11 protein-coding genes are annotated in these 17031 nt (G+C 61.3%); 6 read left to right on the top strand and 5 right to left on the bottom strand.

Translation table 11 applies throughout. The features are described 5' to 3' along the window. Positions 1-94: 94 nt before the first annotated feature. Positions 95-2461 carry a membrane-bound PQQ-dependent dehydrogenase, glucose/quinate/shikimate family gene (locus HV822_RS05015; RefSeq protein ID WP_238872662.1) on the bottom strand — a complete coding sequence of 789 codons (2367 nt, stop codon included), beginning with the start codon at positions 2459-2461 and terminating at the stop codon, positions 95-97. 838 nt (positions 2462-3299) lie between these two features. On the opposite strand from HV822_RS05015, the gene HV822_RS05010 reads away from it, so the two are divergent. Beyond that, a complete protein-coding gene (locus HV822_RS05010) occupies positions 3300-6095 on the top strand; it encodes an ATP-binding protein (RefSeq protein WP_238872661.1) in 2796 nt (931 codons plus the stop codon). Further along, positions 6088-6894: a mechanosensitive ion channel family protein gene (locus HV822_RS05005; protein WP_238872660.1), complete on the top strand. Its 807-nt coding sequence runs from the start codon at positions 6088-6090 to the stop codon at positions 6892-6894. The genes HV822_RS05010 and HV822_RS05005 overlap by 8 nt, the downstream gene beginning before the upstream one ends. Positions 6895-6908: 14 nt before the next feature. Here the strand turns inward: HV822_RS05005 and HV822_RS05000 are convergent, their stop codons facing one another. The 4 genes from HV822_RS05000 to HV822_RS04985 are packed head-to-tail and all read right to left on the bottom strand — an operon-like array spanning position 6909 to position 10372. Beyond that, on the bottom strand, positions 6909-7472 hold the full coding sequence (locus tag HV822_RS05000; RefSeq protein WP_238872659.1) for a PqiC family protein: 564 nt from the start codon (positions 7470-7472) through the stop codon (positions 6909-6911). Next, complete coding sequence (gene pqiB, locus HV822_RS04995; protein ID WP_238872658.1) at positions 7469-9079, bottom strand: intermembrane transport protein PqiB; 1611 nt, start codon at positions 9077-9079, stop codon at positions 7469-7471. Before pqiB ends, HV822_RS05000 begins: the two co-directional genes overlap by 4 nt. Further along, complete coding sequence (locus tag HV822_RS04990) at positions 9072-9692, bottom strand: paraquat-inducible protein A (RefSeq protein ID WP_238872657.1); 621 nt, start codon at positions 9690-9692, stop codon at positions 9072-9074. Before HV822_RS04990 ends, pqiB begins: the two co-directional genes overlap by 8 nt. Beyond that, on the bottom strand, positions 9689-10372 hold the full coding sequence (locus HV822_RS04985) for a paraquat-inducible protein A (protein WP_238872656.1): 684 nt from the start codon (positions 10370-10372) through the stop codon (positions 9689-9691). The genes HV822_RS04990 and HV822_RS04985 overlap by 4 nt, the downstream gene beginning before the upstream one ends. A 107-nt stretch (positions 10373-10479) precedes the next feature. Between HV822_RS04985 and HV822_RS04980 the strand changes: the two genes are divergently transcribed. The 4 genes from HV822_RS04980 to HV822_RS04965 all read left to right on the top strand — a co-directional run bounded on the left by HV822_RS04980 (position 10480) and on the right by HV822_RS04965 (position 17011). After that, complete coding sequence (locus HV822_RS04980; protein WP_238872655.1) at positions 10480-11082, top strand: TetR/AcrR family transcriptional regulator; 603 nt, start codon at positions 10480-10482, stop codon at positions 11080-11082. A gap of 354 nt (positions 11083-11436) precedes the next feature. Further along, entirely contained in the window at positions 11437-12453 is a 1017-nt protein-coding gene (locus tag HV822_RS04975; protein ID WP_238872654.1) for an efflux RND transporter periplasmic adaptor subunit, read from the top strand. After that, a complete protein-coding gene (locus HV822_RS04970; RefSeq protein WP_238872653.1) occupies positions 12453-15590 on the top strand; it encodes an efflux RND transporter permease subunit in 3138 nt (1045 codons plus the stop codon). Before HV822_RS04975 ends, HV822_RS04970 begins: the two co-directional genes overlap by 1 nt. Next, positions 15587-17011, top strand: coding sequence for an efflux transporter outer membrane subunit (locus HV822_RS04965; protein WP_238872652.1), 1425 nt, complete (start codon positions 15587-15589; stop codon positions 17009-17011). The genes HV822_RS04970 and HV822_RS04965 overlap by 4 nt, the downstream gene beginning before the upstream one ends. Positions 17012-17031 lie beyond the last annotated feature (20 nt).

Raw genomic sequence — 17031 nt, 5'->3', positions numbered from 1 at the left:
GGTCGAGATACGGTGAATAGCGTATCAGCACAGGCGGGGCTCCTTGCGCAGCTGTAGCGAGCGACAAGGAGCCTGCCCAGGCTGATTGGCTATCTCATTTCTTCAAGGCGAAGGCAATGATGTAGTCGCCCCATTGCACCGGGTTGCCGCGCGCTCCGCTGGCTGAAACCACCACGTACTGCTGCCCGTCTGTTCCTTGATAGGTGATGGGAAACGCTTGCGTTCCGGTGGGCAGGCGTCCTTTCCATAGCTCTCTGCCTGTGGCTGTTTCATAGGCGCGCAGATAGAAGTCCTGAAACCCGCCGGCAAAGGCAAGGCCCGACCGGGTCACCGTTGCGCCACCCAGCGGCGGCAGTCCGACCTGGAAGGCCAGCCCCGGCTGGACGTTGCCCAGCGCTATGTCCTTTGCAGTGCCGGCCGGTTGCTGCCAGAGCTGCTTGCCACTGACCAGGTCGATACCGGAATAGGCGCCCCAGATCGGCTCTCGACAGGGGATCATCAGCGGGGAAAAGAATGGAAAACGCTCCATGATGTAGGGCGTCCCGCTCATCGGGAAGAAGTACCCGCTCTCGCCGGTATACTCTAGGTCCTTGTCCGCCTCTTCCCGTTTCACGAGTCGCTGCACCATGGGCAGCCGCATTTCGGCCATGACCAGAATGCGGCGCTCCTCGTCTATAGCACCGCCGCCGTAGTTTGCGCCGCCCATCGGGCCGGGCCAGATGATGGACCAGCGGGTTGATGGGGTGGTGAACTCGCCGTCGTAGCGGTACTTGCGGAACAGGATTCGGCAAACCATCTGGTCTATCGGAGTGGCTCCCCACATCTGGGCCTCTGTCAGCGGGGTCGTGCCAATCGCTGGCATGTCGATGGAGTAGGGTTGAGTGTCTGCGTAGTATTCGCCTTCTATGGTCTTGTCTGACGAGGGAACGGGCCGCTCTTGTACGCGTTTGATCGGTTCTCCTGTGCGGCGATCCAGCACGAATATCTGTGAGCGCTTGGTCAGTTGGATCAAGGCCGGGACCTGATTGCCCTGGCCGTCAGGCAAGTCGGCCAGAATCGGTTGGGCGGGCAGGTCGTAGTCCCATAGATCGTGATGGACGGTCTGAAACTTCCATACCTCCTCACCGGTATCGATATTCAGGGCGACGATGGAGGAGCTGTATTCATCGTCAAACGGACGCCGCTGGCCACCATAGATGTCCGGGGTGGCGTTGCCGAGCGGCAGGTACACCATGCCCAGGCGCTCATCGTAGGACAGTACCGACCAGACGTTGGGCGTGCCTTTGGTGAACAGCCGCTCCTGCCCTTCGACGCTCTTTAGGTCGGGTTGCCCGAGATCCCACACCCAGGCGGGAGCGCCGGTAATGGCGTCGTAGGCGCGCACCACACCCGAGGGCTCACCCAAGGTGACATTGTCGATAACGCGTCCGCCCAGCACGATCTTTCCTCTGGCGACAATGGGGCCGCTGGAGTTGGTCAGGAACTCGGGATTGGCGTCACCCATGCCGGTCCACAGATCAACAGTACCGTTGCGTCCGAAGCTGGGGCAGGGTGTGCCATCGGCGGCGCGAATGGCGATCAAGCGGGCGTCCACGGTGGTCAAAACAACCCGTGCGCCACAGCGATCGCCTTCGCCTGCTTCAACATAGGCCAGTGCGCGGCAGCGTTTCCAGTCATCCGACTGCGCGCGTGGATCAAACTGCCATTTGATCTCCCCAGTCGTCCCATCCAGGGCGCTCACCTGCCCTGCTGGTGCGCAGTGGTATAGCGTGCTGTCAACGTACAGTGGCACTGTCTGGTCCTGCAGGTTTTCGGACTGTTCAGCGATAAACCCGGTTCGTGCGGTCCAGGCTACCTCAAGGTCTTTTACATTCTCAGGCGTTATCTGCTCCAGCTCCGCATAGCGTGTACCGCCGCCGCTTTTGCCCCAGGCCATCCAGTTGTTGCCGACGGCTTTGGTTGCGGCCGACGGTGCGCCGTCAAGCGACACGCTCTCACGACTGATGATCGGGTGAGGAAAGAACATGGCGATCAGAAAACCGCAAAAAACCATGGTGAGAGCGAGCCCTCCTGCAATATACAGGCGAGAAGAGGAGGGTCTGTGGCGAGCGGGAAGTAGCGGCACACTCAGTAAGATCACGGCCCCCAGGGCGACTACTGTGACGAGCCGGGGTACTGACGGCCAGAACGCGAAGCCGGCGTCGTAGATGCTCCAGGCCACAGTGAAGAAAAGCACAAGCAGGTAGGTATTGACTCCAGTCAGTCGACCTTGCCACAGGGTGGCGGCGGCGACGACCATGCCGGCACCGGCCACGGCGTAGTACCAGGAGCCGCCGAGCAGGGCCAGATAGATGCCTCCGGTGAGTAGTGCCAGGCCGCAAAGCCCCACCGCGCCGGCTGCGAGCCGGACGAACCAGTGCACGGTGGCGGTGTGCGGCGTTGAGGGATTGCTGGTTTGCATACGAAGCTCCTTAGGCGCTGAGACTGCGCGCTAACCTGTGCCCGTTACCGTCAGGCGGTATTGCCCGCATCGTGGGCGATCATCAGACCCCCGGTATTGTCGAATGCAATAGCAACGAGACGTCCCTTGCGCTGTGCAGTCTGCCGGAGCGATGGTTTGCGCCACGAGCAGGACGTGGGTGGGCAGTGCCGGACGCCGCTGTGGCTGAGCCGTGTGTTGGGTGCAGGCGGTGGCGCTTGGTCCGCCCGCAGGGAACCAAGGCCGGGGGGGATCCCCGGGTTGCCAAGTTACATTGAGCAGTGTCAACACCGCCCGGCATTCTGGAGGCAGCAACCGCTGCCGCAGCAGCGATGCCTGTAAACGGGTAACCGGTACACGCTGACCGAAGCGGTGAGCACAATAGCCGAGATGCCATGTCCGCGTTTGCAGGACGTTTAGGTCAGGTGTGACCGATAGTCGTGCGTGTCGTGATTTTTTTAGTGTAGACCATGACGTCAAGATTGAGCGGTGCAACTGCGCGCATCCGCCAGCGCTCGTCTGCTTGCGGCAAGGGAGCGGGGCAAGCCTGCTTTTGCCGCAGTGAGACGCAAAATAGTGCAGCAGACGCCAGTACCGCGAATGCGCTGTTTTTTGCGGCGCTTTTTGTTTCGGTGCCCGATGTCTTTGAGCCCTGGGCGAGGCGAGCGTCGGGCTGTTGTGAAATAGCGCCGCTGCCTCAGACAATGGCTATAATCTCTGCGCAGTCGTCCGTATGTGGGCCGGCTAGGGGCTCTGATCGGGAGCGAGGGAGAGGCCGACTGTCGGCTGATGTAATGGGTGCAGGGGAAGGATGGCTGCTTTGCGTTTTTTCTGTCTCGGGGCGCTGCTGGGGCTTGCCTGTCTGGTGGCTGAGGCGCGGCCCTCGGGGCAGCAACTGAGCGAATGCCGTGATGAATACGAGCTGCTCGCTGCCCTGGAGGTGGCGATTGACGAGTTGAATGACCGGCGCGCGGTGTTCGAGTCGCTCTACAATGATGACGCGCCCGCCAGCGCTGCGCTTGACGATGTGCTCAAAGCCGGCAGCGGCAGTGCGCAGCGCGACTGGCCGCAGACCATCGACTGCCCAGCGCTCGACGCTCAGTATGCTTCGGCGTTGGCCGACTATAAGCGGGCGCAGAGCCGGCTGCAGCGTCAGCAGAGCAGTTGGAGTGCCTTGTCTGCGGCTATGCGCGACGGTCTGCTGCGCGTCTGGCAGTCGCGCCAGCGGCTGCTGTTGTCCGCCGCCGCGCTGCAGGCCTCGTTGGAGCAGCAGGACGGCGTTGATCCGCTGGTGCGTCAGCAACTGCAAGGCGCGATTGAGCAAAGCCGCAGCGAGCTCAGCGTATTGCGCCGAGAGCTGTTCGAGATGATGCCCGCGCTACAGCGCGAGGCAATGCCGAGTGGGCTGCGTGAGCTGCTGCTCCTGTGGCACCAGGCCTACGAGGTTCGACCCGTCCGCCACCTTCCGGACGCCACGCTGCTGTCGGCCTTGCCTGGGCCTCTGGCGCAGGACGTGAGGGACTACTTCCGATTGGCGCAGCTCGATGTGCTGGTCCAGCGCAATGCCTTGAGCTATGTGCGTGGCTGGTTGTGGGAGAGCCAACCGGCGTTGTTCGAGCGGGCCGGTGACACGGCCACCGACGGCTTGTTGCTGGATGAGATTCGCGCCTTTCAGACCCGGCTGGAGTGGCTGGTCGCCGACACCCAGGCCAGCTATCGGCATGCGGCCGGGGAGAGTGGCCCGCCCGGCTGGCTAAAACTGTTCGAGTATGGCTTGGGGCTGTTGGGGCTGGTGGCGTTAGTCTACTTGGCGCGCAGCCTTAAAGCGCCGGTCGTGGTAGCGCAGGGGCGCTTTGCGCGCTGGAGCCAAGGCCGACGGTTGGCGGGGCCGATCAGCCGGGCCACTGCCGGCTTGCCACTACTCACGCCCTGGCTGGTCGGTTTGCTCGGCCTGGGCCTGCTGCACCTGCTGTTTACACGGTTGCACCTGCCGTTGTTGGCTACGTTTCTGCCGCTGGCACGGCTGTTCATTCTGTACGGGCTGATCTCGCTGGCTGGTGAATGGCTATTGCAGCGCACCGCTCAGCAGGCCGGTAGTTATCTGAATGATGAGCAATTGGCCCAGGCTCAGCGCCAGGCACGGCTGGTTGCTGCTGTTGCTGTGTTGCCGCTGCTGGTGAGGGACTTCGTCGAGCTGGGAGTGGGCCCCTCGCGTCTGCTGGACCTGTGTCACTGGGCGTCGCTGTTGGGCATATTGCTGGCGCTGGGGTTGCTGTTGCGCAGTCGACGCGAGGACTTTATCGAGGCGCTCAAATCTTTCTTGCCCAGCCAGGGAGATCGCCTAATCGAGCGCCTGCTCGACAAGCGCCTGTTCCTGTTGGTAGCGCCGATTGCTGCGCCACCGCTGCTGTTGGCGCTTGTGCTGAACTTCCTGCATAAGGCGCTGTTTGACTATGACTGGTATCGCCGGCTATTTGCGCGCAGTTTCAAGCTGCGCGTGGCAGCGGTGGAAGCCGAGCAGGGAGAGCTGGACGGAAGCTCGGCCGACAGCAGGGCGCTGGAGGCCTATCAGCGCTGGTTCCTGTCCGACGACCACGTACAACTGCCGTTCATCGATTCGGGGTTGTACGTGCAGGTGCGCAAGTCGCTGGACCCGTGGCTGGACGACCGCGGCAGCGATAACGCGTTGCTGCTGACGGGCGCCAACGGCGCTGGCAAAAGTTCGGTACTTCAGCGCCTGACACGTGATCTGGATGCTGAGCATCCGCAGCTGCGTCTGGTCCGGCTGCGGATCGAGGACAAACTGATCGACGCAGGGCAATTGCATCAGGTGTTGGGAGAGGTGCTGGGCGCGGACCTGAGCGATGGGCCGGCGGCGCTGGTGCGGGCCGACGCCGAGTTGAGTCCGAGCCTGGTGATTATCGATGATGCGCAAAACCTGTTCCTGCGCCGCGTCGGCGGTCTGGCTGCTTGGGAGGCGCTGCTTGCGTTAGCCAATGCCCGCGTCGAGAATCTGTTCTGGCTGGTGCTCATCAATAACCATAGCTGGGCCTACCTCAGTAACGTCTATGGGCGCGACTATCAGTTTCGCAACATCAAGGTGGCGCGGCGCTGGTCTCAGCCGGATGTACGTTCTCTGGTGCTGTCACGCAACCACCTCAGCGGCTGCCGGATCCGCTACGACAACATTCTGCTGGCGACGCGCGGGCCCGAGGCCGGCAGTATCCGCAACGCCGAACAACTGTATTTCAGCTTGTTGTGGGATGCCTGTCAGGGCAATCCCAAGCTGGCGTTGCATCTGTGGTTGCGCTCCATTCGCCTGAGCGGCAACACGGTGGTGGTCGGCTTGCCGGAAGAGGTGGGCAGCAGCTCGCTGGAGCAGCTCGACAGCGCGCTGCATTTTGTCTATGCCGCCGTAATGATTCACGAGAACATGACGACCGATGAGCTGATCGCCACCACAGCATTGTCCGAGGGGGTGGTGCGGCGGGCACTCAAGACGGGAATGGATCTGGGCTTTCTCGAGCGCTCCTCCAGTCGGCGGTACCGTGTGGCAACGCTCTGGTATCCGACTATCGTAAGGCTGCTGGCCAGGAAGAATCTGTTGCATGAATAACGAGAACCTTGCTGATCAGTTGACGACCTTCGTCAACATGTTCGACGCCGGCACCTTGGCGCTGTTGTTTGTCTGCCTGTTTGTCCTCTGGCTGGTGAACTGGTGTATTCGTCATGCGACGTCCCGGCTGATGACGCGCTTCCCCTCGCGCCGGTTTACGATCATGCAGCTGGGCACGCTGTTCAGTTTCACGCTCTACATTGCTGGGGGCGCGGCGTTGGTGCTGGGGGTGCTGAGGCCGCCGCAGGAGTTTCTGCTGGCCATCGGTGGTTCGGCTGCAGTTGCACTGGGGTTTGCCCTCAAGGATATCGCCGCCTCGCTGGTGTCGGGCCTGATTCTGTTGTTTGACCGGCCGTTTCATGTGGGTGACCGGGTCAGCTTTGATGGTGTTTATGGCGAAATTATCGCGATTACCCTACGCACGGTGCGGCTGCAGACGCTGGACGATAACATCGTCACTATCCCCAACTCGCGCTTTATCACCGATGTGGTCGCCTCCGGTAACCTCGGGGAAATGGACATGATGGTGGTCACCGACTTTCATCTGGCGCTCGATGCCGACATCAAGCAGGCCGAGGATATTGCCCGGCAGGTTATTGTCACCAGCCGCTACGCCTACCTGAAAAAGCCTGTGACCTTTGCTATCGAGGAGGTTCAGGTTGCCGAACGATTGGCCATTCGCTTGCGGGCCAAGGCCTATGTGCTGGATGTGACCTACGAAAAGCCGTTCCAAAGTGACGTGACCGTGCGCACGTCGGCGCTATTCCGTGCGCACGGCGTGCGGCGCCCGACACACTGAGTGGGTCAAGGCTGTCAGGGTGTCGCGGCGGACTGCAGGTCGGCAGCGATCGCCGCGGCTAGCTGGTCGAGAATCTGCTGGTGCCCAGCCACCAGACCTGTGTAGCCCTCGGCAGGTTGCGCTAGTTGTTGCTGAAACGCACCACGTTGTGGGGCTTGTCCCTCGCGCTCAATGCGGTAGCTGGCCACCAGGCTCAGCTGTCCCTCCAGGGTGCCCAGCAGCTCGTCGATACGCACCTCCAGCGTCACTGGTTGCGCCAGCGTAGCGGCGCCCAGGTGGCTGCTGATGCGCTGACGCAAATACCGTTCAATGCTCTGGGGCAGCGGCTCGGCCCAGCGATGCTGCTGCGCGCGGTACAGCTCGTTGTCGTTGACCAGCACAACCAGTGCATCACCGTACAGGTAATCGGGCAGGCTGACGCGCTGCAGCACCACGGGTTGTACCTGAGGTACCGGCTGGGCACTGCGCAGCAGGTAACTGTGCTGTTGCAGTGGGCTTGGGCTGCTACAACCGGCCAGCGTGACAAGAAGTATCAAGGCGCCGGAGAGCGGCCAGATCCGGGGCGGAAAGCGATTCATTGTGGGGTCCTCGGTTCAGGGTCGGGTGCCTGCTGCGTGGGGAATAGCAGGGAACTGGGCTGTGCTTGCAGGCCGTCGAGCAGGTTGTTGGCCTTGCGCAGTGTGCTGTCCAGCGTGCGCAGGTTGCGTTCGGCCTCCTGTTGCAGAGCGGAGTCCTGGCCCAGGCTGTCGAGTAGCGTGCGTGCGCTCTCCAGCGTCTCGGCCAGCTGCTCAGGCAGCGCGGTCACTGCTTCGCTGCGGCTCAACTGCTCGATCGATTGCAGGGTGTGACGTGCACTCGCCAGTGTGCTGTTGAGTTCTTCGGTTGTTTGCTCCAGGGGCAGCGCGTTGAGCTTGCTTAGTAGCGTGCTGAGCTGCTGCCCCAGACGCTCGATACCGCCCGAGATGGTGGGTAGGGTGCTCAGGCCGTTGAATTCGCCGATGTGAGCTGTCTGCTGGTCGGGGTGGTGATCGATGGCGACAAAGAGCCCGCCGGTAATCAGGTTCCCGGTCTGCAGACTGGCCCGCAGGCCCATGGTTGCAACGGTATCCTCGATGCGTTCGCTCAGCAGTTCAACTGATTCGGCGTTGTCCGGCATGCCGAAACGGCCTGGCTCCAGACGGATTACCACCGGCACCGCGATGGCGCTGGTGTGGGCCTTGGCAAGCTCCTCACGGAGAATGCGCTCGACGGTGCCGACGCGGATGCCGCGATACTCGACCGGCGCGCCCTCATCCAGGCCGCGCAGGGACTGCTCAAACTGCAGCACGTAGCGCTTGGCAAAACGGTAGGGATCCGATTCGGCGGCCTGTTGAGACGCGAACAGTTCAAATCGACTGCCGGCCTCGACGGGCTCACCCTTGGTCCCCTGGCTCGGCACGGCGAAGGCAATGCCGCCAGACAGCACCGCCGTGAGCGACTCGGCATCGACCTGCACACCCTCCGCGCCGGTACGCAGTGATATGCCGCTGGCATTCCAGAAGCGGGTGCCCTCGGTTACGAGCTGGTCGAAGGGGGCGTCGATAAAGGCAGAGATACGGATTTGTGAGCGAGCCATGTCCAGGTCGACCGACTCCACCTGGCCGACCTGAAGGCCGCGATGCAGGATAGGTGCGCCAACACTCACCGAGCTCGCGTGGGTGCCGAACAGCTCGACGCGCACACCGGCTACGCCGGGCGGAGTATGGGGAGCGTCATCCAGGCCCGTATACCGACGTTCTCCCTTGCCGTCGCTGCCTGGGTACAGCTCGATATAGGGGCCCGAAAGCAGCGTGCCCAGGCCCGACACTCCGGAGGCGTTCAGGCGTGGCCGCACAACCCAGAACTGAGTATCGGCATGCAGCAGACGGTCGGTCCCGGGGTTTAGTTGCACGCTGACGTTGACACCCTGCAGGTCGTCGGTGAGCTGGATGTCCTTGACCACGCCGACATCCACGCTCAACGCGCGCACACGGGTGCGTCCGGCTTCCAGTCCTTCGGCAGTGGCAAAAGCGATCTCCACCAGCGGTCCCTGGGACAGATAGTAGTGAGTGGTCACCCAGCCGCCGATCAGGATGACGAGCAGGGGCATAAACCAGATCGGGCTGATTCGGCGGGCGGCGCTTACGGTAGCTGTGGGCTCAGTCATGGTCGTTGGACTCTAGGTTGTCCCAGATAAGCCTGGGGTCGAATTGTTCTGCGGCGATCATGGTGATAATGACGACAGCTGCAAAGCTCAGGGCAGCAAAGCCCGGGTAAAAGGAAATAATGTTGCCGAGTTTGATCAGGGCCACCAGGATCGCCACCACGAAGACGTCGATCATCGACCAGCGGCCGATAAACTCGGTCAGACGATACAGTCGGGCACATTGGCGCGGATTGGCGAGTTGCGGGCGGCTGGCAGCCCAGCACAGATAACTGAGCACAACCAGCTTGCCGACGGGGACCAGGACACTGGCGATGAGAATGACCAGGGCGATCGGATACGAGCCCATCTGCCAGAGCGTGATGACGCCGCCGATGATAGTGCTGGGCGCGTAGCTGCCCAAATAAACGGTATTGGTGATGGGCAGCAGGTTGGCGGGCAGATACAGAATGCAGGCTACGACAATCAATGCGACGGTGCGCTGCAGGCTGTTTGGAGTACGCGAGTGGACACGTGCGTGGCAGCGGGGGCAGTGCTCGGTGTCGATACTCATCACCAGCAGACAACTGTGGCAGCCCGCCAGCCCGCGCGCGCGCGCGCTCTGCCCGCTGCTCATCGTCCGGCTCCCAGGCTGTCCAGGCGCTGCCACAGGCTCAGACGGTCAAGGGCGCCAATGGCGCCGGCCAGTGCGACGGCCAGTGCCAGGTACGTCCAAAGTGAAATACCCAGCTCGACATGGGCCATCCCGGCGATCTTCACCAGGCTGACAAAAACACCGATGATAAACACCTCGACCATGTTCCAGCTGGTCAGGGCAAACATCAGCCGGCTGGCCGCCAGGGTGCCGGGGAGTAAACGCTGGCTGGCGAGACTGCAGCTAATCAGTAGAATGCAGGCGACCAGCGCGCAGGGGGCCAGCACGATAAAGACCAACACCAGCACGCTGAGTATGACGCTACCGTCTTGAAACAGCGCGATGGCGGCTTGCAGCAACGTCATTTGGTTGGCCACACCGGCGCGCTCAAACGACATAAACGGGAACATCAGCGATAGGCCAAGCAATAAGGCGGCGCTGATTGCCAGGGGCAGGGCCCGCTTCAAACGCTGGTCACCGCCGCCGCCCAGTGAATGACCGCATCGGGGGCAGGTTAGCCGGCTGTGTTGTTCCAGCGGCGGAAAGCGCAACAGCAGGTCGCATTCGTGACAGGCCAGCAGGTTGCCCGAAGGCTGGGCCGCAGACGGCGACGCGGACTCACCCGGCGCCGGGGGTGGGGTAGCTGAGGCTGTCGTGTTCATCGGCGGCTCCAGGTGTGTTTGACTGCGGGTGTCTTGATGTAGATTGGCTTATTTATACTGCACGGTGTAGTATATTTTTGTGATCTTACTTTTACAAGAGGCAAGTAATGAGTGTTCGGAAGAGCGGTAAGCGAGCCGCTATCATCGAGGCCGCAGTCGATCAATTTCAGCAGCATGGCTATATGGAAACCAGTATGGACCGTATTGCCGAAGCTGCCCAGGTTTCCAAGCGCACTGTCTATAACCACTTTGCATCCAAAGAGTTGCTGTTTGATGCCATTCGTCAGGAGCTGATTGCGCGCTGTGGGCGCCTGCTGCTGCCGGATCCCGGCCCCGGCAGTATGCATGCCCAGCTGGTGGAAGTCGGGCGTCGGTATGCCCAACTGATGATCAGCGATGATTTCGTCAAGCTGGTACGAGTGGTGCTGTCGCGTTTTATTCAGTCGCCGCAGGTTGCCGGTGCAACCATTACCGGCCGAGAGCCGCAGATGCCGATTCAGGCCTGGCTGGAATGCGCCCAGGAGGGCGGTTTGCTGCCGGCATTTGATGCCGTGCAAGCGACGACGGAGTTTGCCGGACTGATTACAGCGATGGAGTTTTGGCCCCGCATGCTGCAGGAAGATCAGTTGCCGACATCTGCCGCGCGCGAAGCCTACCTGAGCTCGATTGCTGCGATGTTTCTCAAGCACTACGCCCCGCACACCCTCTGAGCTAGCCAGCGTTGCCGCGCGCACCGGCCGCCTGGCTGAATGCGGGCGGTATTGTGGTTGTCTTTTGTGTTGAAATTACACTGCACGGTGTAGTATATTCTCGCCGCCCGTCAGCCGCTGGTCGAGGTTTTGCGCCCAGGGCGGCACGGTGACCTACATTGAATACACTGGTTAACTCTGGAAATCGATATGAAAAATCAAAACGATAACAGACAGGTTTGCTCATCCCGCCAGCCCGGCTGGGCTTTCTCTTTTCGGGCAGTGTCGGTTTTCTGCCTGTTTCTCGCTTTGGCAGGGTGCGAGCGCGAGCAACCTGCCTCGGCGCCGCAGGCGGTGCCGGTTCAAACGGTCACCGTGCAACCTCAAGATCTGGCGCTGCTGAACGACTTCACCGGGCAGGTCAGCAGCCCGCAGGAAGTCGAGCTCAGAGCCCGAGTCTCCGGCACCTTGCTGGAGAAGCACTTTGTGGATGGCGCGCAGGTGGAGGCGGGGGATCTGCTTTTCACCATTGATGACCGCGACTTGCAGGCTCGCTTGCTCGACGCCCGTGCTTCCCTGACTTCTGCTCAGAGCAGCCAGACACGTGCTCGCCTGGATGTCGACCGTTACCAGCCTTTGCTGGCGACGCAGGCTATTGCTCGTCAGGTGTACGACAACGCGGTAGCGACGCTACGCTCGGCATCTTCTCAGGTAGAGAATGCCAAGGCGGCCGTGGAGCAGGCTGAGCTCGAGGTCGAGTATGCCGTGATTCGTTCGCCGGTATCTGGTCGCATCGGGGCGGCCGAGGCGGATGTCGGTGATCTGATCAGCGCGGGTACAACCCTGCTGGCCAAGGTGTCGACGGTTGATCTGTCCTGGGTCTATTTCAATGTCAGCGAGTCTGCATTGCTGGCCTATGAGAAGGCGCATGGCAGCATTGAGCAAGCCGACGCGGCGGCCGCCCCCCAGGCAAAGTTGTTTCTCAGCAACGGACAGGCTTATGAATACCCGGGTGAGGTGACCTTCTCTGACCGGGCGATCAATACCGGCACCGGTACCATTCGACTGCGTGCGGAGTTTCCCAACCCGCAAGGCACCCTGCGTCCTGGCATGTTTGCGCGGGTGCAGCTGGTTACCGAGCAACGGTCGGATGTGATCGCCGTTCCTGACAAGGCAGTGTCTCAGTTGCTCAATAGCTACTTTGTGGTGCTGGCGGACGAGGGTGATGTCGCCCGTCAGGTCGAGGTCAAGGTGGGGCCGCGCCAGGGTGGCTTGTGGATCATTGCGAGCGGGCTCAAGGCGGGCGACCGCGTGGTCGTCGAAGGTATCCAGAAGGCGCGTGATGGCGCTGCCCTGACGGTTCGTGATGTGACCGAGGGAGGGCAGCGCTGATGGCACGCTTCTTCCTTGATAGGCCGGTATTTGCGATCGTCATTTCGCTCTTTCTGGTGTTGGCGGGCGTCTTGACCATGCGCGGCCTGCCGGTTGCCCAGTTCCCGGATATTGCCCCTCCTACCGTGACGGTGAACACGGTGTACCCCGGCGCGGATGCAGAGGCGGTGATCGACTCGGTGATTTCGCCGATGGACTCGCAAATCAACGGTGTTACCGATATGCGGTATATCCGTGCGGTGGCAGGGAACGATGGGTCGGCCAGAATTCAGGTGACCTTTGCGCTGGAGCGTGATGCGGATATCGCCGCAGTGGAAACCCAGAACCGTGTTAGTCAGGTGACCTCGCGACTGCCCGCTGAGGTCAACGATGTGGGGGTGGCGGTCGCCAAGTCCTCGCCTGACGTACTGATGTTCGCCGCGCTGTACTCGCACGATGGCAGCCGGGACCGCAACTTTCTTGACAACTACCTGAACAACTACTGGGTCGATGAGCTCAAACGGGTGCCCGGCGTGGGCGACCTGCAGGTGTTCGGGTCTGAGTTTGGCATGCGTATCTGGCTGCAGCCTGATCGCATGGCAGCGCTGGGTTTGACGGCGCAGGATGTGATCCTGGCCGTGCAGGAGCAGAACAAGCAGGCGGCGGCGGGCCAGGTGGGTCAGGCGCCGGCTGACAGTGAGAGTGGCTTTCAGTATTCGTTAACCCTGAAGGGCCGTCTGAAGAATGTCGATGAGTTCGAGAATATCGTGTTGCGGGCCAATACCGACGGCTCGCTGCTGCGGCTCAAGGATGTTGCGCGCGTCGAGCTGGGTGCCAAGGATTACAACATCTACGGTTACCACAACGAGGATGTGAGCTCGGCCTTTGCGGTTTACCTGTCGCCAGGCGCCAACGCCATGAGCACCTCGCAAGAGTTGCGTGAAAAGATGGATGCCCTGAGTGAGCAGATGCCGTCGGGCATGGAGTACTCGGTGGTGTATGACACCTCCAACTTCGTCAAGGCGTCGATCGATGAGGTGGTCAAGACCTTTGTCGAAGCGCTGCTGTTGGTGACGCTGGTAGTTTTTCTGTTCCTGCAGAACTGGCGTGCCACAGTGATTCCCATGATTGCCGTGCCAATCTCGCTGGTTGCTACTTTCATCAGCTATCAGGTGCTGGGCTTTTCGATCAATACCCTGTCGTTGTTCGGCATGGTGCTGGCCATTGGTATCGTGGTGGACGATGCCATCGTGGTGGTTGAGGCGGTCGAAGAGAAGATGGAAAACGAAGGGCTGTCGGCGCTGGAGGCCACCAAAAAGGCCATGAACGAGGTGTCCGGCGCCCTGGTGGCCATGGCGTTGGTATTGGCGGTCGTCTTCATTCCGATGGCCCTGGTGCCCGGCGTTACCGGCCAGCTATACAAGCAGTTCGCGCTAACCATCGCAGTGTCTACCCTATTCTCTGCGCTGATCGCACTGACATTGTCGCCGGTCATGTGTGCTGGCCTGCTCAAGCATCGCCACCCCGGAACCGGCATATTGGGGCGTTTTTTCACCGCTTTTAACCGTGGTTTTGATCGGTTTACCAAGGGTTATCTCGGCCTGACGGGCAAGATGGTTCGCGGCCTCAAGCGGCTGGTGCTGTTCTTCCTGATCATCCTCATTTGCATTGTCACCTTGGGCAAAGTCACGCCGACCGGTTTTGTACCGGAAGAGGATCAGGGCGCTTTCTTTGTTCAGGCGCTATTGCCGGAAGCCTCCTCCACCAAACGCACCGAAGCCGTAGTGGCTGACCTGTCTGAGCAGCTGCAAGCGCTGCCTGGCGTCGAGGCGGTGCTGGGTATTACCGGCTTCGACCTGCTGACCCAGGTGGCTGCTCCCAATGGAGGTTTGCTGGTTGTTCAGTTGAAGGACTGGGCTGAGCGCTCCGAGGTAAATGAGCAGGTGGATAGTCTGATCGCGCAGGCTCAGCAGATCGGCGCCCAGACCGAAGAGGCGTTGGTGTTTGCCTTCAACCCGCCGGCATTGCCGGGCTATGGTGCCGTCTCAGGGGTGTCAATGATGCTGCAGGCTGAGCGGGGGCAGAGCCCGACCGAGCTGGATCAGATGTCCCATGAGTTTATCGCCGCTGCGATGCAGCGGCCGGAAATCGCGCAGCTGAGCACTACTTATGCCGCAGCGACGCCGAACTACAGGCTGGAGGTTGACCGCGAGAAGATCAAGCAACTGGGGGTGCCGATCAGCGATGTGTTTGGCACGCTGCAGGTCTTCCTGGGTAGCTATCAGGTCAATGATTTCACGCTGTTTGGCGAGAACTACCGTGTCAGCCTGCAGGCAGCTCCAGAGTTCCGTCGGGATATCGAAACCCTGTCGCAGCTGCATGTGCGCAACGCCGCCGGGGACATGCTGCCGCTCGACACCCTGGTCAGTTATGAGCCGAGTACGTCACCGCGCTACATCATGCGCTACAACCTCTACCCGACGGCCGAACTTACGGGGACGCCAGCGGCAGGTTACAGCTCGGGGCAAGCGGTGCAGGCGTTGAAAGAAGTGGCTGCCGAGGTTCTGCCCGATGGGTACGGCTATCAGTGGTCGGGCCAGACGCTGGAGGAGGTCGAGTCCGGCAATACCGGGACCTACGTGCTGATGCTGTCCATCGTTGTCGTGTTCCTGTTCCTCGCGGCGCTGTATGAGAGCTGGAGCGTTCCGTTTGCGGTATTGCTGGCGGTACCTTTCGGTCTGCTTGGCGTGTTCGGCGGATTGCAGCTGATGGGGATGGAGTTCAACGTCTATGGCCAGATCGGGTTGGTAACGCTGGTGGGCCTGTCGGCCAAGAACGCGATCCTCATTGTCGAGTACGCGAAGCTGCACTATGAGAAAAAGGGCTATGGTCTGGTCGAGGCGGCGATGGAGGCAGCACGTCTGCGCTTGCGACCGATTCTGATGACCTCATTTGCGTTCATCCTCGGGGTTCTGCCGCTGATGCTGGCCAGTGGTGCCGGTGCTGCGTCGAAGAATTCGGTCGGCGTTGTGGTGTTCTTCGGGATGCTGGTGGCCACCATGTCGGGCGTGTTCTTCGTGCCGGCATTCTATGTACTTGTGCAAACCCTCACCGATTGGGTCAAGGCTCTGTTTAAGGGCAAGGAGTCAACGCAATGAAAAAGTGGGCTCCCTTGGCGTCGGCCCTGCTGTTGGCGGGGTGTGCGGTAGGACCGGACTATGAGCGTCCCGAGCTTGGGGCCGTGCAGCAGGACTTTCGGGTGCCGATCGAACTGCAGCAAGCGCGCTCCCTGGCCGCCGTTGAGTGGTTTGAGATGTTCAATGATCCCTACCTGAACCAGCTGGTGCAGGTCGCTTTGGCGAACAATCTCGAACTGGCAGGTGCGCTTGAGCGGGTAGAGCAGGCACGAGCGCGCACGGCGGTGTCGCGTAGTGCGTTCGGGCCGCAGATCCGGGGTTCGGTGCAAAATACACCTGCTCCGGGTGGTGACGGGAATGACGCCAGCTTCACATCGGGTGTCGGCTTCAACTGGGAGCTCGACTTGCTTGGCAAGCTGCGTCGTGCCGATGAGGCGACGCGTGCCGAGTTGCTGGCCACTGAAGACGGTGCGCGCGCAGTGATGTCCAGCCTAGTGGTCAGCGTGGCGCAAGCCTGGTTCAGCCTGCAGGAACTGGACGAAGAAGAGCGCATTCTGGTACGGACCCTGGGTAGTCAGGAGGAGTCCCTGGAGCTGGTGCGCTCGCAGCTCAACAGTGGCGTGGCCTCCCGGGCCGAGGAACAGCAGGCGATTGCGCAGCTGGCGTCCACGCGGGCACGGCTGCCGCAGGTGCAACAGCAGGTTGTGTTTGCCGAAAACACCCTATCCCTGCTGTTGGGACAGGCGCCGCAGGCGTTTGCTGACCGACCGCAGCGTCGCCCGGTGACACTGCTGGATGACAAAGAGGTTGCACTTGGGCTGCCGGTCGAGCTGTTGGAGCGTCGTCCCGACGTGCGGGCGGCCGAGCAACGGCTGCACGCTGCGACTGCTCGGGTGGGCGTGGCGGTAGCCAATCGCTTTCCGGTACCGACCATCGGGTTGTCTGGTCTGTTTGGCCGCTATTCGACCGATCTCAACGATCTGTACAGCGGCAGCGCAACCAACTTTAGCGGTTGGGGCCCCTATATCGACATCCCGATCATTGACTGGGGCCGTGCCAAGGGTAACGAAGACGCAGCCCGTGCGGCCATGGCAGAGGCGTTGACGAACTACCGCCGCACTGTGCTGATTGCGTTGCGTGAGGTGTCCGACAGCGTGTATGCGTTTACTTATTCTGCTGAGGTGATCGACGCTCAGCTTACCTACGCCGAAGCGGCAGCAGAAAGTCTGTCGTTGCAAAAGTCGCGGTTTGCCAGCGGCGTGAGTGGTTATGTCAATGTGCTGGATGCCGAGCGCGAGCTGCTGAGCGCGGAAATCGGTTTGTCCCAGGCGGAGCTGAGCCGGGTAAATGCCTATCTGGAAATCTACCGCTCACTGGGCGGCGGCTGGTCAGATGAAGCGCTGCAGAGAGCGCTGAGTGATTCTCCACGCGATCAGCCCTGAATACCCCCCCTAGCGAGTTA

The organism is Halopseudomonas maritima, from assembly GCF_021545785.1.
In the GTDB taxonomy this organism is placed as follows: domain Bacteria; phylum Pseudomonadota; class Gammaproteobacteria; order Pseudomonadales; family Pseudomonadaceae; genus Halopseudomonas; species Halopseudomonas maritima.
Note: the sequence above shows the minus strand (reverse complement) of the source record. Positions and strands in the feature narration are given on the sequence as shown.